Consider the following 17,968-nt stretch of genomic DNA (forward strand, 5'->3'; position numbering starts at 1 on the left):
ATTTTATCAACTATTTAGATCACAACCATTGATCCAGAACATATATCCCCCAAAGAATACCGCACAAACACCAGATGGACAGTCCGAAACCGGCACGCCAGGCCGCCGAGGAATGGCGCAGCCCCAGATAGACGTTCAAAATCTGATGGGCCTTGATTGTCGTCACCACCATCACAAGGGCGAACAGCAGCGGCCCAAGGGTCGTCATCGCCCCGGTTTCGGCCTTACCGCCAACGATCGAGACCATGGTCAAGCCAACCAGAAGCCCCCAGGCGGCAAACAATCTCTTTTTCCCAACATTCGCTGCCATTTTTCCGCCTCACCGCATCAGATAGACGACCGGGTACAGGATCACCCAGATCAGATCGACCATGTGCCAGAAGGCCGTCACGGTCACCACATTGCTGGTCGAACATCGCCACATGGCAATCCCCATCAGGATCAGACCAAAAACCACATGCAGGGCATGAAACCCCGTCAGCAGATAGAACAGGGTGAAGAAGGTATTGGTTTCGATGCCGATCCCCGATGCCGCCTTGTCACCATATTCCACCGCTTTCAAGGTCAGGAAGACCAAGCCACCGCCACAGGCCGCCAACAGCCACAAACGGCAGCCCCGCCGGTCGCCCTGCATGATTCTGGGCACGGCCAGGGCGGCGAACAGGCCGCTTGTCACCAGAACCATGGTGTTCAATCCCCCCATCAACCGGGAAAGATGGGCCTGGGATTGGGCAAAGAGATCCGGTTCCAACAGGCGGTTTGTCGCAAAGATCACGAAAAAGGCCCCGAAGACCGCCAGTTCACTGATGATCAGAATCCACATCATCGGATTTCCGGGAAGCCGATCCAACGCCCCCCAGCCACCCTCTTCCAGTTCGGTGCTTTGGTCCGCCATGGTCATACCTTCGTCAACTGCCGGTATATCCGGGGAAGGCTTGCGGCCAATTTGTCCGCATGACTGACGATCTGGTAGGCGCCGCGCCCGAATATATAGGGGAAATAGTCCTGCGCCTTCTGGTCGACCGTCACCCCGAAAACGATCAGGCCCATGCGTTTCGCTTCCTGGATTGCCTTGCGCGCATCCTCCACACCATAGCGGCCTTCGTAATGATCCACGTCATTGGGTTTGCCGTCGGTGATCACCAAAAGAAGCTTTTGCTGGTTGGGACGTTCCGCCAGTTCTTCCGCCGCCAGACGGACAGCCGCCCCTATACGGGTATAAAAACCGGGTTTCAGCGCCGCAATCCGACGCCGGACCACAGGTGAAAAGCTTTCCCCGAAGGATTTCACCCGTTCGACACGGACGTAGTTCCGCTTGCGGGAGGTGAAGGTATTGATGGCAAAATCATCTCCGCAGGCCTCCAGCCCGAAGGCAAAAGTCTCCAGGGCCTCCTTTTCCACGTCGATCACCCGGCGGTTGCTCAGCCAGCTATCGGTGGATAGCGAAACATCCACCAGCACCGATACGGCAAGGTCCCTGCTCGCCACCCGGCTTTGGCAATAAAGCCGGTCAGACGCCGTGCCCATGGCGGCCAGTTCCGCCCGGGCGCGAACCGCCTCTTCGATATCGATTTCCGCCCCATCGGGTTGCCTGCGGAAGGTTTCACGCTGTGTCTGAAGGGCCTCGAACTGACGCCTGACCTGGCGAATGCGGCGGACGGCGGCCTCATCCGGCTGCCAGATATCGTCGCTGTCCTCCGCCGCGGTCCGCACCACAACAGCACAATGGTTAGGCAGATATTTTGCCTTTCGGTAATGCCATTCCGGCACCGTGCGCACCGCTGTCAGCCGGGTCTCGTCCACCTCATCGCTGGGCAGGTCCAGATCCATTTTCAGACGCGAGGCAGGTTTCTGGTCGTGTTTGGCCAGGGTGAGCTGATCCAGATCGTCGGCGGCCTGCAAGGCATCGTCGATATCGTCGTCATCCACGTTGCGGTTCAGGTTCAACATATCCACGACGGCCAGCAGCTTGTCATAGATATGCAGGGCAAAGCCATCGTCCCGTTCCGCCTGATCAAGCTCGCGCCGCTGTGCCCGGCGTTTCTGGTTGGACGGATCGTTACCGGACTGGCCATCCTCCGGCATCTCGTCATCCTCATCGCCGGTCGACGGCAAAGAGGGAGCCTTTTCAAGCGCCTCGCCCCACAGGGGAACCGGCAGGAAGGTGCGATAACGGCCCGCCGTTTTGATACTGTCTGCACCACCGGTCACAATTCCCCACATGGCATGCGCCAAAGGATTATCCGGCAGGTCATCACCCAGCATATGGCGGATGACCTGTTCAACCGCCTGTTCCGTTGGCGGCAACGGACGGTTCGGGCGAAGCCGAAGATGGGCCGCCGCCAACAGGTCCCGGATCGGACGCAGGCCCGGGAACCGATTCAAGGCCTTGTCGGTCGCCGCATGGATTGCACGCAGCAGCGCGAGGTCTTCTGTCAGCCCCCTATTGCCGCCACGAGCCGTCGGCAAGGGTGCGGAGGCAAAATAGGCGGCGAGCCAGAAATAGAGTTTCCGGTTCAACTCTTTCGACGGAAAAGCCATCACCCGATCCGGCAGGCGCATCGTAACACCGTCATAGGTGGGCCGGGGCAGACGTTCCCCGTCCGACCCCAGTTTCTGCCGGAAGGTCAGACGGTGGCCGGACCGTTCCTGCCCGGCCGCGGCGATCTCGACACCGCCGGAACCGCCAAGTGCCCGGAAGAAAACGGCCAACGCGTTTTTCACGTCGTCAAGGGCCACCGCATCTTCCTGAAAACGGGTAAAGCTGTCCACATCGGCGACCATCCGGTCCCAATGCTTGCCTACGAATTCCTCAACTTCCAGAATATCCAGGATCGACATGACCGATCACCTCCCCCTTCAACCAACGGTAACGCGTACCGCCTCCATCAGACCGGCCTTCACATCCGGCTCATCGGTCAAAGGTTCGATCATGGCGTGCAGCACGGCATCGTCGAATTTCATACCGTCGCGGATCAGGGTCGCGCAGTAGATCATCAGACGCGTGGACACACCCTCTTCCAGATCCTGGCCTTTCATGGCCCGCAGTTGTGCGGCCAGCTGCACCAGGGTTGCGGCACGGGCCTCATCCAACCCGCTTTCACGGGCGACAACCTTGATTTCCACCTCCGCTGGCGGGAAGTCGAATTCGATACCGAGAAACCGCTGTCGGGTACTGGGTTTCAGGGATTTCATAACATTCTGATAGCCGGGGTTATAACTCACCACCAGCATGAAATTATCGGGGGCCTGAAGGGTCTCCCCGGTGCGTTCCAGGGTCAGGATACGCCGGTCGTCGGTCAGCGGGTGCAGCACGACGGTCACGTCCTTGCGCGCCTCAACAACCTCGTCCAGATAACAGATACCGCCTTCACGCACGGCGCGGGTCAACGGGCCATCGGCCCAGACTGTGTCACCGCCCTTCAACAGATAACGCCCGGTCAGGTCTGCCGCGGTCAGATCATCATGGCAGGCAACGGTGTGCAGCGGCAGTCCAAGGCGTTCGGCCATATGGCAGACAAAGCGCGTCTTGCCACAGCCGGTCGGCCCTTTCAGCAGCATCGGCAGCTTGTTGCGGAAGGCATGTTCAAACAGGGAAACCTCATTGCCGTTCGCCGCATAGTAGGGAAGCGCATTTGTCATTTTTTTCTGTCCCGTTGGCTTGAGATATTGGGAATGGGGAGGGGCAGTCGAATGGGGGAAACCGCCCCTCCCCATCTGGAGGATCAAGAGTTATTCGGCAGGTTGTGCCGCGGTCTTGATCGAAACGCGCTGGCGGCCGGGGACCAGCAGGGCGTAGACGATCAGGAGCACACCGAACACAACCACCACACCGGAACCCAGACGCATCCAGTAGAACAGCGACAGATATTCCTGGGTGTCCATGTAGGGTTCACCCATGACGCGCTGTACATGCGTCTGGACCGTCCCGGCAAAGGTCAGGGTAAAGGTCATGAAAGCCATGCCCGACGAGGCAATCCAGAAGCCCCACATGTTCAGCACCTGACGATAGGGCTGACGGCCCAGCAGATGCGGCATCGCGTAGGTCATGATTGCCAGGTTCACCATCACATAGGCGCCGTAGAAGGCCAGGTGACCATGGGCCGCCGTGATCTGGGTGCCATGCGTGTAGTAGTTGATCGACGACAGGGTGTGCAGGAAGCCCCAGACGCCCGCGCCGAAGAAGGCAAAGACCGAGCAACCCAGCGCCCAGAGCAGAGCAGCCTTGTTCGGGTGCTGACGACCACCTTTCCAGACCATGTAGAAGGTGAACAGGACCATGGCGAAGAAGGGTGCCACCTCAAACGTGGAGAAGACGGAACCGACCCACTGCCAGTAACCCGGCGTACCGATCCAGAAGTAGTGGTGCCCCGTACCCAGAATGCCCGTGAACAGGGTCAGGCTGACGATCAGATAGAGCCATTTCTCGACAACCTCGCGGTCGACACCGGTCATCTTGATCATCAGGAAGGCCAGGATGGACGCCATAACCAGCTCCCAAACACCTTCGACCCACAGGTGGACAACCCACCACCAGAATATCTTGTCCAGAACCAGGTTGGTCGGATTGTAGAAGGCAAACAGGAAGAAGACGGCCACACCCCACAGCGCTACAAGCAGCACGAGGTTGACCGCGGTCTTGCGGCCCTTGAGAACCGTCATGGTCAGGTTGAGCAGGAAGATCAACGCGACGATCACAATGCCGAGCTTGGCCCAGAGGGGCTGTTCCAGGAATTCACGGCCACCGTGAATGCCAAAGATATAACCGATCACCGTCCCGGCGGCGGTCAGCAGGAAAAGCCAGAACTGCAGCACAGCCAGTTTGGGGCTGAAGAGTTCTGTCTCGCTTTCTTCCGGGACCAGATAATAGGCGGCCCCCATAAAGCCCATCAGCAACCACACGATCAAAGCATTGGTGTGGACCATCCGGATCACGTTGAAGGGAAGAACTTCCGACAGGAAATTCGGAATGACGTAGATCGTACCGGCCAGAACGCCGAAGGCGACCTGGGACACGAAGAGGACAAGGGCGCCGACAAAGTAATACAGCGCGACCTTTTGGGTTTGGTATTTCATATCATCACCTCGGTATGCGCGTGATTAGCCTTCGACGGTCGGCGGCCAGTTCTGGGTATTGACCTGGCTGGTCCAGCGGAAGAATTCGACCAGTCCGTCCAATTCCTCTTCCGTCAGGTTGAACTGCGGCATCTGCCGGCGGCCTTCAATGCCGCTCGGCTGGGATTTCATCCACATCTTGATGAAGTCAGCAGCCCCTTCCGGGTCTTCCTCACCGCCGCGGCGGATCCAGACATTCCCCAGTTCCGGGGCAAAATAGGCACCTTCGCCGAATAGCGTATGGCAGTTAATGCAGGAATTCCGCTCCCAAACCTCTTTGCCGAGGGCAACTTTATCGCTGACCTTTCCTCCGTTGGGGGTCGTGTCACTGACATTGGCGACAGACTGGACAACCAACAGAATAAAAATCGCGAAAAAGAATACCGTCCCTCCGTAGAAGATGTTGCGAGCGGCGCTGATTGTTAAGCGCTCTTTCATCTCACCGGTCTCCGTATTGTCCACAATTGTGGCGATTGCTGAGTTCCGGCAGACAATCATTCCACCGTTTTAAGCGACATGATTCACGTCAAGTTTTGAGATAAAAACCTTACAGCCTTGTCGGACTTCCTTCCGGTCACAGGCTTTTTTTCGCAGTTTTGCGCAAAGTCAATGCTGCCTGTAAGAGGCTTTGCTTTACTGCTGTGGTCAGGATATCACATTCTACCTATGAGGGAAATAATGATTACCGGCTGGCGCATTACCGCATTTACCGCAGCACTGCTCATGGTTGGCAGCATTCTATGGCTCGCCCTGGGCCAGCGCGACCCGCAGACCGTCAAATTCGTGGAATATGTCGCAAGCCTTCCGAAGGAACAGGTTATCCGCTATACCGCGCAGGCTCATGCTTTCAGCACCCTGTGCAACCTCGAATTCAATTCCCTGACCGACCAGGTCGTCTACAAGGCCGCAGGTATCCGCCGCAGCAAACTGGCAAAAGACCCCACAATTCACGCAGTTTTTGCAGACGCCCATAAATCGGCCCTCGCACTGGCCGACACGCAACCACGAAAGTCGCTGTGTAATAATGCGGTAAATCTTTTCGGGGAACAGGGAAGCGCGCTACCGGGCATGCTTGGCCCGAAAGGCTGAGGTCTAGCTGTCGACTTTGCCCGGCTGGTGGATATGGCCGCTATCCAGAAGCGGCGCGGCGTCGATTTCCTCCGCATCCATCATGCCCGCCACCCGCTGCAGCACGGCAATCACCATATGCTGTTCCCAATCGCTAAGCTGTTCGAAGCGTTCCGAGTAGCGATCATGCAGGGCCATCGGAGCCCGGTTCAGAACGTCCTGACCGGCCTCCGTCAAATGGACATAGACCTTGCGCTTGTCACTGGCGCCCTTCTCGCGTTTGACCAGACTCATCCCCTGCAGACGGTCAACCAGGGCGGTTACCGTGGCCTGCGCCAGTTGAACCTTGGCGGCAATCTCGCCAACCGTCATTTCGCCCGCTTCTTCAATGGATTGCAGAACCAGCAATTGGGATGTGGTCAGATTCGTCGCCTTACCCAGTTTTTTCGTATGGATGTCGGTCGCGCGTAAAATACGGCGCAGGGCAATCAGCGACTCATTCAGACGATCCACGGGCAGGCCTCCCACACATACAAACGGCCAGTTTACACCATTTCCTTATAAACCAAAGACATAGTGCAAGGGAAAGCCCCGGTCACGCGAAAAGAATTTTGTTCGAATTACGATATAATTTTATATTTTGAACCGATATAATTTTATATCACGACTTACTCAATTTTACATTATATCGTATATTTTTCAGTAGTTTAATTTTAAACAACTAAATTAATTTCCGATTGACTGTTGACGCCTACGCTTCATTTTCCTATGTATTTTCCCACGAGATCAATCGATCATCGAAATAAAAAGGGACACTTAAGATGCCTGATGGCACCGTACGTGTTATGAAGCGAGCCGCAAAAGGCGGCTTTACGTTTCGCAAGCCGGCCACGGATGACGGCACCGCCATTCACGAACTGATTGCACGCTGCCGACCGCTGGACGAAAACTCCATCTATTGCAATCTGTTGCAGTGTTCGCATTTCGCCGACACCTGCGTCGTTGCAGAAGAAGGCGGCGAAATTCGCGGCTTTGTGTCGGGCTATATCGTTCCCGACGCGCGCGAACGCCTGTTCATCTGGCAGGTTGCCGTCGCCCCGGAGGCCCGTGGCAACAGCCTGGGCCGCCGCATGATCCTGGAAATCCTGAACCGCCCCGAACAGGGCGACATTACGGAACTGCACACCTCAATCACGCCGGACAACAAACCGTCGCAGGGTGTCTTCAGTTCTGTCGCGGATTTCCTTGATGCGGATGTCGAACAGAAGGTTTTGTTCCACGAGGACGATCATTTCGACGGACAGCAAAAAACCGAAATCCTGTGGGAGATCGGCCCCTTCGACATGGAGGAGGCGGACAGGCCTCTGGAGGATGTCGCCTAAGGCCGACAAAGCTCCCCCAACAGCTTCAACAGTATCAGTACACGCGCGGCGCCTGTCTACGGCAGGCCGTCAGGGCGCCGCGCGTCTGTTTTGGCACAGCGAACACGGCCTGTCAGAAATTCGAGAGATTGATGACAGTATTTCAACGCCGCGAATCCGAAGTCCAAAGTTACGCCCGCGCCTTTCCGGTCGTCTTCGACCAGGCGGACGGCGCAAGGCTGACCGACCGGGACGGCCGGAGCTATCTGGACTTCCTGGCCGGTGCCGGGACCCTCAACTATGGCCACAACCATCCGAAACTGCGCGATGCGCTGGTGGACTATATCCAGTCCGGCGGCATCACCCACGGCCTGGACATGCATACCGAGGCCAAGGAGAAATTCCTGGAAACCTTTGAAGAGGTGATCCTGGCCCCGCGTGAGATGGACCATGTGGTCCAGTTCACCGGGCCGACCGGCGCCAATGCGGTAGAGGCCGCGATGAAGCTGGCGCGCCAGGTCAAAGGCCGCAACAACATCATCGCCTTCACCAACGGCTTTCACGGGGTGACCCTCGGCGCATTGGCGGCCACGGGCAACCAGCATCATCGTGGCGCGGCAGGCGTTGCACTGACCGGCGTCGACCGGATGCCATTCGACGGCTATATGGGTGACGGCTATGACACCACCGATTATCTGGACCAGGTCTTGAGCGACGCCTCCAGCGGCGTGGAACGCCCGGCGGCTGTTATTGTCGAATGCGTGCAGGGCGAAGGCGGCCTGAAGGCGGCTGATTTCGGTTGGCTGCGCCATCTGGAAGCCGTCTGCCGCAAGCATGATATCCTGCTGATCGTGGACGATATTCAGGCCGGTTGCGGGCGGACAGGCACCTTCTTCAGCTTTGAACCCGCAGGCATCAAACCCGATATCATTACGCTCTCCAAATCGCTCTCGGGCTTTGGCCTTCCCTTTGCCGTCACCCTGATCCGCAAGGACCTCGACGCCTGGGTACCGGGCGCGCACAATGGCACATTCCGGGGTAACAACCACGCCTTTGTCACCGCTGCGACGGCACTGGACCTGTTCTGGCGCGACGGCAAATTCGCCGAATCCGTCCGCGAAAAGGGCGACTATCTGACGAACCGCTTCCGCCGGATTGCCGAACGCTTTCCGGAACTGGGCCTCAAGCTGCGCGGCCGCGGCCTGATGCAGGGCCTCGTTTATCCCGATGGCGATCTCACAGGCGCGATCTGCAAGGAATGCTTCAAGAACGGCCTGATCATCGAGACCAGCGGCCCCAATGACGAGGTCATCAAATGCCTCTGCCCGCTGATCATTGATGAGGCCGACCTGGCCAAGGGCCTGGATATTCTGGAGGAAGCCACCGCCACGGTGCTTGCCCGTCAGGCATCGCAGGCGGCTGCGGCGGAATAATCGCCGGACATTGATTTGAGCAAACAAGGGTAGACCAATGATCGTTAGAACACTTGAAAACTGCAAGAACAGCTCCCGCCATGTCGTCACCGAAACCTGGGAAAGCACGCGGATGCTGCTCAGCGATGACCAGATGGGATTCTCGTTCCACATCACCACCATCTATGCCGGGACGGAAACCCCGATCTGGTACAAGAACCACCTGGAATCCGTTTACTGCATCTCCGGCGAAGGCGAAGTGGAAACCCTGGATGACGGCAAGGTCTACCAGTTGAAGCCAGGCACGCTGTATATCCTGGACAAGAATGACCGGCACCTGCTGCGCGGCAAGACGGATATCACCTTTGCCTGCGTCTTCAACCCGCCGCTAAACGGTCGTGAAGTTCACGACGAAGACGGTGCCTATCAGTTAAATGAAGCGCCTCTGGAAAAAGAGAACGCCTAATCCCGCAGGTATCAACCAGACACCCTGCGACAGGAACCAGACGGAAGGAAATCCCATGTTTGCGGCTGAACAGCCAAAAACGGCTCGCCATACGGTCCACAAGATCGGTGGCACATCCATGTCGGAAGTCGATGCGGTCATGAATAATGTCCTGGTCGGCAAGCTGACCGGTAAAGAGCTCTATAACCGTATCTTCGTGGTGTCCGCCTATGGCGGCATGACCAATCTGCTGTTGGAAAACAAGAAGACCGGCGAGCCTGGGGTTTATGCGCTTTACGCCGGTTCCGAAAGTGAATGGGCCTGGGGCGATGCCCTGACCAATGTGGCTAGAAAAATGGCCGAGGTTAACGCGGAGATTTTCACCGATACCGTCGACCTCAATCTGGCGAATGCCTTTGTTCAGGAGCGGGTCGAGGGCACGCGCAGTTGCCTGATGGATCTGCATCGCCTTTGCACCTTCGGGCATTTCAAACTGGAACAGCATCTGCTGACCGTGCGTGAAATGTTGAGCGCCATCGGCGAGGCCCACAGCGCCCATAACACCATGCTGTTGCTGCGCCGTCAGGGCATCGACGCCGTTTTCGTCGATCTCTCCGGCTGGCGGGAGCAGGACCAGTCGCTGACCCTGGATCAGAGGATCGAGAAATCCTTCGACGGTATCGACGTTTCCCAGGAACTGCCGATCGTAACCGGCTATGCCCAATGTTCGGAGGGCCTGATGCGGCTTTACGGGCGCGGCTACAGCGAGGTGACCTTCGCGCGGATCGCCAGCCTCTCAAACGCGAAAGAGGCCCTGATCCACAAGGAATATCACCTCAGCAGCGCCGACCCGAAAATCGTCGGTGCCAATGAGGTCCGCCCCATTGGCCGTACCAACTATGACGTGGCAGACCAGCTTTCCAACATGGGGATGGAAGCCATTCATCCACGGGCGGCCAAAGGCCTTCGCCAGAAAGGAATTCCATTGCGTGTGGTCAATACCTTCGAACCGGACCATGCGGGTACGACCATCGAAGACGACTGGACACCGGAGGTCAGCAAGGCGGAAATCGTCACCGGGCTGGACTCCGCCTATGAGGTAGAGGTTTTCGATCAGGATATGGTCGGCGTTCCGGGTGCGGGTGAGGCCGCCTCGGCAACCTTCAAACGGTTCAAGGTGTCGATTGTAACCTCCAGCATCAACGCCAACACGCGGACCTATTACGTGCATGCACCGCTGAAGCAGGTCCGGCGGTGTGTCGATGAAATCGGCAAGGCCTACCCGGATGCGCGGATCAACACCCGTAAGGTCTCCATCGTCTCGGTCATCGGTGCCAACCTGAATGCGGCGGCGCTGCTGGGTGACGCTCTTATCCGTCTGAAGCAGGATGGTGTCAGCGTTCTGGGCAGTTTTGCCCCCAGCCGCGGGATCGACATGCAATTCGTTGTCGCCGAAAGCGACTTCAGACAGGCCATTTCCATCCTGCACGACCAGTTCGTCAGTCAGGCGGAGAACCTGTCACCCAAACAACGGGAACCAAAAGCTCAGGCAGACCTGGCGGCCTGAATTTGGCGTTGTTCAACCTCCTCACGCCCCGGCCCTGTGCCGGGGCTTTTTTTGCTCACTTGCCAGACCTGTCACCCGACCAGACCGTTAAAGCTGTTGGGTTGATGTGGACCGTTGTTGGATACGATTGAAAAACCGCGTCACCTCACCGTCCAGGCTCTCCGGCAGTTGACCGATTTCTTCCGATACTCGCCGGGTTTCGTCTGCCGTCGTCTCTGTTTGCTGCACCGCCTGGGAAACATCCCTGATGTTGCCTGACACCAGACGCGTTCCGTCGTTACCTCCCCGGCGAACTCTTCGATCGGACTTCCTGTTACATCCTCGAAAACCTGTCTCATTTTTCCCCCTGTCGGTCACATCAGCAAAGCTGGAGGCTCGGCTGTCTTTCCCCTTTTCCTTGAGATTCGTCCGGCACCGCCCGGCGAAGCCGGATCGAAAAACAACTCCCCACACCGGGCACACTGTGAACGGAAACGGCGCCATTCATCCTGGCCACCAGCATGCGCACGATTGCCAGTCCGACCCCGACACCCTGTCCATCCGACTTCCTGGCGTCCTCCCCCCGGTAAAAGGGCTCGAAAATATGGTCTAGTTCATCCGGGGCGATACCCGTGCCTGTATCCGCCACGTCGATACGGACCGTCCCGGCCTCATCCGGTCGCGCGGCCAGCGTAACGACGCCCGCCGCATCCGTATGCCGGATCGCATTCTTGACCAGGTTGACCAGGACCTGACGGAGAGAGGAGATATCGGCCTCGACCGCAAGCCTGCCCAGCGGCAAATCCATGGAAATAGTCGGCATGTCCGGCTTCACGCCGGTTACAAGCGTCTTCGTATTCTCAAAGACCTCTGCCACATCAATTGCCGTCATTTCGAAAACCTGGGCACCGGCCTCTATGGTCGAGAGGTCGAGCAGATCATTCACCAGGTTCAGCAGATGCTGGCCGCTCATATGAATGTCGCCCAGATACGAGCGGTGGCGTTCATTGTCCACCTGACCACCGACACCGGCCAGCATCGCCTCTGAAAACCCGATGATCGCATTCAACGGTGTTCGCAATTCGTGGCTCAGATTTGCAAGCAGATGCGTTTTGACCCGGTTTGCCTCTTCCGCACGGTCCAGCGCGACCTGAAGCTCTCTTTCCCATTTCTTGCGGTCACTCAGGTCCCGGATGATGGCGGTGCAGAGAATGTGGTCGTCCAGGATCGTTCTCAAAATGGACGCTTCGGCGGGGAACTCCTCACCATCCGCGCGAAGGCAGACGATCTCGTTCCGGCTTCCCATCAACCGCGCCCGCGACACATCCGACAGGAATGCCTTGAAATGCTGCTTATGGGCCTCTCTGTAGCGATGCGGTATCAGTATGCCCACATCCCTGCCAATGACATCTCGACGCGACAACCCGAAGCAATGTTCGGCCCCAGCATTGAACATAAGGATACGGCCATCCAGGTCGGTCGACACCACCGCGTGATACATACCGTCCAGAATCGCGGAAAAATGGTCACTGAGGTCTGGCTGTTTTGCCCCCACGGCGAAAGCCCCATACAAATATCAGCTACTAATGATTGGCCTCAATGCGCGCGACAAACCGCGCATTTATTTTTATGATTGGATGCTAAACAAAGTATCTGAAATGTCTTGGTGATATTTGGTCACCGAAATTGACCACCTATGTGGTGAAATAAGTATTTGGCATTTTAGTAAAATTTCCTCTAGTGCTTGGCCAGGCTCTTTAAGCCACGCGCTTCAAATGAAGAGGAGCATTGCTGAAAGACAAACAGAAAGGCCACCGCATGGCGCGCGACAGCAGCCAGACAGCACAAGACCGGTTCACCGAATGTAGCCTTTGCAATGCGCAGCAGTTTTCATTCTATGCCGACGCAGACCAGGCGAGCCTGCGGTCCATCACCGCCCTCAGGCAGGACACGCGGGCCATAAGGCCGCGAACGCCACTTCACTGGGCGAACAAGGACTCCACCGAGGTCATGGTCCTCAAAAGCGGTTGGGCCTTCAGCTTCCAGCTTCTGGAAGACGGCGGGCGGCAAATTCTTGATATCTACATGGATGGTGACACGATCGGTATGCCGTTGATGCTGGAAGAGTCACTGCCTTACGGCGTTCACACGATCACGGACTGCCGGATCTGTGTTTTCGACAGCCATCAGCTTCGCGACCTTGCCCTGGCCCATACAGGCTGGGAACTGGCGCTGTGGAAGAAATGCATGGCAGAGCGCCTGACATGTTATGAGCGGATTGTCGATCTGGGGCGGCGGTCTGCCATGGAACGCTTCTGCCGTTTCATCGTTAGTATTCGCGACCGGGCCACCGCCCGGGGAAAGGGAAACCCCTTCGAAGTGGAATTCCCGTTGCGCCAACACCACATGGCCGACTTTCTCGGGCTGACCGCCGTCCATACCGGTCGCCTTGTGGCGGAACTTTCCGATCAATCGGTCATCCGGATCAAAAACCGGCGTCTTGCAATCCTGGACGAGCCTACCCTGATGCAACTGGCGGGCTTCCCCACCCATCGGGCGAACTGAGGCAACCTGCCGTCAGGCCCTCAAAGGTCGCCCCCTTCATCGTTCCAGTCACCTTCAACAGGATCAACCGGCGGAATACGCCCCAGGAAATGCATGCCAATGGTGCCCGGCCATTCATGATTGGGGGTGACACCTGTCTGGGAGTCGAAATAAAGCGCGGCAAAGTCGAGAATCTGTGCCGCCATATTCTCGTCCGCCGGCAGATTGCCCAGCAGATACTTCATCTTGCCCTTTGAGCAGACACTCACCGTGCAGCCATGGGCGCAAGCCATGAGGCAGCGATGGGACTGCAATTTGATGAAGGGCTTATAGGGATGATCTGCCAGTTGGTATTCCAGGTAGGTATGCAGTTTTGCACCGCCACCAAGGCCTTCTTCACCCTCGCAATGCGTGTCAATGCAGGACCCGCATACAGTGAGATGCACAGGTAACGTCTGGGCGCTATCCATTGGTATGCCCCTGTAAATAATTAAAACCTAGACTTCTTATCGGGTAAATCTAGCCGAAGTCTGTTTCAATTGCGTTGAGGTGAGTCAACACGACGGGATTTGCCCAATGAAAACGCCTTGGTATGACCGATGGCTCAAGCGGCCCGAAGGGGGAAAAACAGGCTGACTTCGGTACCGATGCCGACCTGGCTTGAAATCGACAGCGTTCCGCCAAGCAGCTCCGTCAGCTGTTTTGCCAGCGGCAGGCCCAGTCCCGTTCCCTCCTGGGCGATCTGCAGATTGCGGCGCACCTGTCCGAAAGGTTCCAGGATGCAATCGAAGTCACCTTCCGCAATCCCGACACCGGTGTCCGACACGGCAATCGAAAGCCTCCGGGAATCCGGGCACCTGACCTCGACCGTAACCTTGCCCGACGCCGGGGTATATTTGACGGCATTCGACAGAAGATTGATCAATACCTGCCTGAGCAGCCTTTGATCGGTCCGGAAACTCAATGGGCTCTCAGGCAGCTTCACTGTGATCGCGATCCCTTTCGAGTTCGACTGAGGCTCCACATATCTGACCGTCTCTTCCAGGAGGGGCGCGATATCGACATCCCTCAGATCGACCTCAACCCGTTTGGCCTCGATTTTCGCCAGGTCCAGCGTATCGTTGATAACCTCCAGAAGGTGCCTGCCGGACGACAGGATATGGCCCGCATATTCCTGGTATTTGGCGTCAAGCGGGCCGAAGACACCTTCATACATCATCTCCCCGAAGCCGATAATCGCATTGAGGGGCGTGCGAAGTTCATGGCTCATGGACGCCAGGAATTCTGCCCGTGTTTGCGCATGCGCCTCGGCCTCAATCCGGGCGACAATCTTGTCGGTCACATCCTCGATGATGATCATGCGGTTTGTCGCATCCCTGTGGGCATTGACGGGCACAATACGCAGGGTCGCATAGCCCAACTCCCCGGCCTGCCGGGAGAAGACCAGGTCCAGCGGCTCTTCCGGTGGGACATTGCCCGCCCGGAACATCGCCGCCAGCATTTTGCGTTGCCGCCCGGCGAAGAGTGACGCAATCGGTCTGTCCAGAAGGGTCTTGTCCGGCGCGGCAAACATGTTTTCCGCACAATGGTTGGCGTAGGTAATGACACCATCTTCCCGCGTCAGCAGGATGCCGATAGGTGCATGCTCCATCAGTTGATCCACGACGGGAAGCTGGTGAAGGGTGGTCTTGCGGGCCGCAAAAATCTTCTTTGATTCCTGCTTCAACACCAAGGCTGCGGCCTGACGCCGCCGTCTGGACATGACTTCCTTGCGAATCCTGTCGACTGCCTGCGGCAAATCACTGCCACTCAGCGTTATCGGGCGCGCCATCGGCAGGAAGCCAGCTTTTTCCGAAGGCGCCTGCCGGACTTTCCCACTCCCGCCACAGAGATTGAATATCGGAATGTCCGCACATCTTTCCCTGACCTGAAGGAAAAACCTGTCCGGGCCGGTCGCGTCCGGATCAATCAGAACTGCATCCGCATGATCCAGGCCGTTTCCGGTTACCGCCTCGCCAACACGCCTGTCACCCCAAGCCTCAAACAGGAAATCGCCCCCCGCCGCCGCCTGCAAGGATTCCAGCATTGCCCGATTTTCCGTATGACACAGGACTACGATTGGCATCGCCGGGTTACTCCCCAAGGAGGGGAAGTCCCAACAACAATCGCCCTGCCCAGATCCGCAGCAAATCAGTCGTTGGTGCCATCACGTGGGAGGCGCGCACATCGCGGAGGCTGCGCTGTATTCTCTCACCATCCCGATAGGCCATGCCGCCCATGAATGTCATGGCGTTGTTCACAACCTGCGTTGCGGTTTCCGCGACCTCCGCCTTGGAAACCATGACCTTCACAACCGCGTCTTCATCCCCCCGATCAAAGCTTCTGGCCGCGTTGTAAACCAGCTGCCGCGTCGCCTCGAGCTTGCTCCAGTTGGTGGCAAAACTGTGCTGCAGAACATCCGCCTCAGAAAGGCTGCGTCCGCTATGGCTGAACTGGCGCTCGGTGAGATGAACCCGCGCCGCCTCAAGCGCGGAGGTGGCGACGCCCAGATAGGCCCCGGACATGGCCATCAGGAAATAAGGGGCGACGACGTTGAAAACATACCACGTCTGATCACCGACTGCGCCCAGAAGATTTCCCGCAGGGATCGGCGTATCGTCAAACCGCAGGCCACGCGAGTCATTGCCACGCATGCCGAACCCTTCCCAGCCCTCTCCCCAGGTCATGCCCGGTAGACCGTCTTCGACGACCACACAGGAGAACTGGGTGAGACCATGGTCGCCCGAATGCATGGTTGAGACCACATAGGAATCGGCGTGCCCGCCATTGGTAACAAAACATTTTGTGCCGGAGAGCGTGAGCTGATCTTCATCCGTTTGCTGTAACTGGCATTGCGGGAAATAAAAATGGGAACCGGTGCCAGGTTCGCTCAGCGCAAGTGTTGTAAGGTGACGCCCCTCGGAGATGGGACGGAGAAATCTGGAAACCTGATAGTCCGTCGCCTGCGCCGAAAGAACGGCGGAACCGACGCAATGCATGCCAAAGGAAATCGCGGTGGAGGCGCATTCCTGGCCCAGGATTTCGCAAGCCTGCGTCAGACCAAGCAGCCCCTGCCCCAATCCACCGTGCTCACGCGGCACGACCAAACCGCCCAGTCCCGCCGCCTGCAGGGCACGGATACTCTTTTCAGGCCATTGTGCCTGCGCATCGGATTCACGCGCCTGCGGCATGACGACCTGCTCTGCCACCTGCCTTACGGTCGAAAGGATATCCGCCGCCCCCCGAATATGCCGGCTATCAGAAGCCTCGGCTACCATTCACACCCCCTATTCCCATCCACGACAATCGGCAGAAGACAGTACCCCATCTCTTGCTCGAATGGCGGGAAAAAGAACGCCCGCCCACAGACCGTGGGCGGTCGCCTTCCAGTCGGTTGAGTCTTCACCCAAAGGGTAAATATTATATTAATTGCATAATCCGGCCTTGACCTTCCCCTTACTGGAAGCTGCATGTATACCACATCACGGATGAAAATAGAGTTTAGGAAAATGCAGTTCAAAGTCTCCGATATGACCTGTGGCCATTGCGCCCAAACCATTGAGAAAGCCATTGCAAAGGTCGATAGCGCAGCAGTGGTCGGCGTTGATCTGGCAACAAAAATCGTCGCGGTGGAATCAAACAGCGCGGCCCCGTCGATTAAGGCAGCCATCGCCTCGGCTGGCTTTGATGTCGCCCCTCTCTGAATAGGGCCGCTATTTCTTAGATGTAAGAACTTGCGGGTACTCAAGGTTCGACGATTTTCCCCTGGCGGCACGCCCTGCCGTTTTCTATACGCGCGACTGAAGGCGCTGACACAGGAATAGCCAAGACGTTCTGCAATCTCGGTCAGGGGCACTACATTTCAGAAGAAGGCTGCGTGATATTGCTGCTCAACGAGACGCCCTACCAGACCTATCTTGTGAAATAGCATCAAAGCTGCAACGGCCTTCGGGGGCCGGATGGCCCCCGAACCGCGACATTAATCAGTCCGCCACTTTTTTCACAAATTCGGACTTCAGACCCATCTGGCCGATGCCCGGAACCTTGCAGTCGATATCGTGGTCACCGTCAACCAGGCGGATGTTCTTGACCTTGGTCCCCACCTTGACGACGGAAGACGAGCCTTTGACCTTCAGGTCTTTAATAACCGTGACCGTATCGCCGTCCTGGAGTTCCGTGCCGTTGGCGTCGCGGACAACCGCGGCACCAGCATCTTCCTCGGCAGCAGGAGACCATTCATGGGCACATTCCGGGCAAACCAGCATGGACCCGTCTTCATAGACATAAGGCGAATTGCATTTCGGACAGGGCGGAAACTCGCTCATGGAGATAGCCTTTCAAAAGAATAATATTGGTTTCAAATATAGAAAGTCGCGGGTTTATTCCCGCGCGCGCCTTATTTAGCGCGAAGTTTGACAATAGACCAGATGCTGGATAC

Annotated in this window: 20 protein-coding genes; 7 read left to right on the top strand and 13 right to left on the bottom strand. The window is 57.3% G+C overall.

The window, feature by feature from the left end; all coding sequences use genetic code 11:
* Positions 1-19: 19 nt before the first annotated feature.
* The 6 genes from IF205_RS00815 to IF205_RS00840 all read right to left on the bottom strand — a co-directional run bounded on the left by IF205_RS00815 (position 20) and on the right by IF205_RS00840 (position 5,553).
* Positions 20-310 (bottom strand): cytochrome C oxidase subunit IV family protein, encoded by a 291-nt coding sequence (locus tag IF205_RS00815; RefSeq protein ID WP_259781387.1) that lies wholly within the window; start codon positions 308-310, stop codon positions 20-22.
* 9 nt (positions 311-319) lie between these two features.
* Positions 320-895, bottom strand: a complete 576-nt coding sequence (locus tag IF205_RS00820; RefSeq protein ID WP_259781388.1) for a cytochrome c oxidase subunit 3 family protein — start codon at positions 893-895, stop codon at positions 320-322.
* A gap of 2 nt (positions 896-897) precedes the next feature.
* On the bottom strand, positions 898-2,841 hold the full coding sequence (locus tag IF205_RS00825) for a nitric oxide reductase activation protein NorD (protein ID WP_259781389.1): 1,944 nt from the start codon (positions 2,839-2,841) through the stop codon (positions 898-900).
* A gap of 18 nt (positions 2,842-2,859) precedes the next feature.
* Positions 2,860-3,642: a CbbQ/NirQ/NorQ/GpvN family protein gene (locus IF205_RS00830; protein ID WP_259781390.1), complete on the bottom strand. Its 783-nt coding sequence runs from the start codon at positions 3,640-3,642 to the stop codon at positions 2,860-2,862.
* 90 nt (positions 3,643-3,732) lie between these two features.
* A complete protein-coding gene (locus IF205_RS00835) occupies positions 3,733-5,076 on the bottom strand; it encodes a cbb3-type cytochrome c oxidase subunit I (RefSeq protein ID WP_259781391.1) in 1,344 nt (447 codons plus the stop codon).
* A 24-nt stretch (positions 5,077-5,100) separates the two neighbouring features.
* Positions 5,101-5,553, bottom strand: a complete 453-nt coding sequence (locus tag IF205_RS00840; RefSeq protein WP_259781392.1) for a c-type cytochrome — start codon at positions 5,551-5,553, stop codon at positions 5,101-5,103.
* A 240-nt stretch (positions 5,554-5,793) separates the two neighbouring features.
* Here IF205_RS00840 and IF205_RS00845 point away from each other — a divergent pair, with 240 nt between their 5' ends.
* Entirely contained in the window at positions 5,794-6,204 is a 411-nt protein-coding gene (locus IF205_RS00845; RefSeq protein ID WP_259781393.1) for a hypothetical protein, read from the top strand.
* Positions 6,205-6,207: 3 nt separating this feature from the next.
* Here the strand turns inward: IF205_RS00845 and IF205_RS00850 are convergent, their stop codons facing one another.
* Positions 6,208-6,696, bottom strand: a complete 489-nt coding sequence (locus IF205_RS00850) for a MarR family winged helix-turn-helix transcriptional regulator (RefSeq protein WP_259781394.1) — start codon at positions 6,694-6,696, stop codon at positions 6,208-6,210.
* A gap of 308 nt (positions 6,697-7,004) precedes the next feature.
* Between IF205_RS00850 and ectA the strand changes: the two genes are divergently transcribed.
* The 4 genes from ectA (at position 7,005) to IF205_RS00870 (ending at position 10,968) form a co-directional block, all read left to right on the top strand.
* A complete protein-coding gene (ectA, locus tag IF205_RS00855) occupies positions 7,005-7,565 on the top strand; it encodes a diaminobutyrate acetyltransferase (protein WP_259781395.1) in 561 nt (186 codons plus the stop codon).
* Positions 7,566-7,696: 131 nt separating this feature from the next.
* Positions 7,697-8,977 carry a diaminobutyrate--2-oxoglutarate transaminase gene (gene ectB, locus IF205_RS00860; RefSeq protein ID WP_259781396.1) on the top strand — a complete coding sequence of 427 codons (1,281 nt, stop codon included), beginning with the start codon at positions 7,697-7,699 and terminating at the stop codon, positions 8,975-8,977.
* 37 nt (positions 8,978-9,014) lie between these two features.
* Positions 9,015-9,422, top strand: a complete 408-nt coding sequence (locus IF205_RS00865) for an ectoine synthase (protein ID WP_259781397.1) — start codon at positions 9,015-9,017, stop codon at positions 9,420-9,422.
* Between the two features lie 55 nt (positions 9,423-9,477).
* A complete protein-coding gene (locus IF205_RS00870; protein WP_259781398.1) occupies positions 9,478-10,968 on the top strand; it encodes an aspartate kinase in 1,491 nt (496 codons plus the stop codon).
* 87 nt (positions 10,969-11,055) lie between these two features.
* On the opposite strand, the gene IF205_RS00875 is transcribed toward IF205_RS00870, so the two are convergent.
* Complete coding sequence (locus IF205_RS00875; protein WP_259781399.1) at positions 11,056-11,229, bottom strand: hypothetical protein; 174 nt, start codon at positions 11,227-11,229, stop codon at positions 11,056-11,058.
* A 97-nt stretch (positions 11,230-11,326) separates the two neighbouring features.
* Positions 11,327-12,502, bottom strand: a complete 1,176-nt coding sequence (locus tag IF205_RS00880) for a PAS domain-containing sensor histidine kinase (protein WP_259781400.1) — start codon at positions 12,500-12,502, stop codon at positions 11,327-11,329.
* A gap of 233 nt (positions 12,503-12,735) precedes the next feature.
* On the opposite strand from IF205_RS00880, the gene IF205_RS00885 reads away from it, so the two are divergent.
* On the top strand, positions 12,736-13,512 hold the full coding sequence (locus IF205_RS00885; RefSeq protein WP_259781401.1) for a Crp/Fnr family transcriptional regulator: 777 nt from the start codon (positions 12,736-12,738) through the stop codon (positions 13,510-13,512).
* A 20-nt stretch (positions 13,513-13,532) separates the two neighbouring features.
* On the opposite strand, the gene IF205_RS00890 is transcribed toward IF205_RS00885, so the two are convergent.
* The 3 genes from IF205_RS00890 to IF205_RS00900 form a co-directional block, all read right to left on the bottom strand.
* The gene (locus tag IF205_RS00890) at positions 13,533-13,961 is read right to left on the bottom strand and encodes a DUF1636 domain-containing protein (RefSeq protein WP_259781402.1); all 429 of its coding nucleotides are present in this window, start codon (positions 13,959-13,961) and stop codon (positions 13,533-13,535) included.
* 134 nt (positions 13,962-14,095) lie between these two features.
* Entirely contained in the window at positions 14,096-15,616 is a 1,521-nt protein-coding gene (locus IF205_RS00895) for a PAS domain-containing sensor histidine kinase (RefSeq protein WP_259781403.1), read from the bottom strand.
* A 7-nt stretch (positions 15,617-15,623) separates the two neighbouring features.
* Positions 15,624-16,808, bottom strand: a complete 1,185-nt coding sequence (locus IF205_RS00900; RefSeq protein WP_259781404.1) for an acyl-CoA dehydrogenase family protein — start codon at positions 16,806-16,808, stop codon at positions 15,624-15,626.
* Positions 16,809-17,039: 231 nt separating this feature from the next.
* Here IF205_RS00900 and IF205_RS00905 point away from each other — a divergent pair, with 231 nt between their 5' ends.
* Positions 17,040-17,234: a heavy-metal-associated domain-containing protein gene (locus IF205_RS00905; RefSeq protein WP_259781405.1), complete on the top strand. Its 195-nt coding sequence runs from the start codon at positions 17,040-17,042 to the stop codon at positions 17,232-17,234.
* Between the two features lie 279 nt (positions 17,235-17,513).
* Here the strand turns inward: IF205_RS00905 and IF205_RS00910 are convergent, their stop codons facing one another.
* Positions 17,514-17,855, bottom strand: coding sequence for a zinc ribbon domain-containing protein YjdM (locus IF205_RS00910; RefSeq protein ID WP_259781406.1), 342 nt, complete (start codon positions 17,853-17,855; stop codon positions 17,514-17,516).
* Between the last annotated feature and the right edge of the window lie 113 nt (positions 17,856-17,968).

The organism is Aestuariispira ectoiniformans, assembly GCF_025136295.1.
GTDB lineage: Bacteria > Pseudomonadota > Alphaproteobacteria > UBA8366 > Aestuariispiraceae > Aestuariispira_A > Aestuariispira_A ectoiniformans.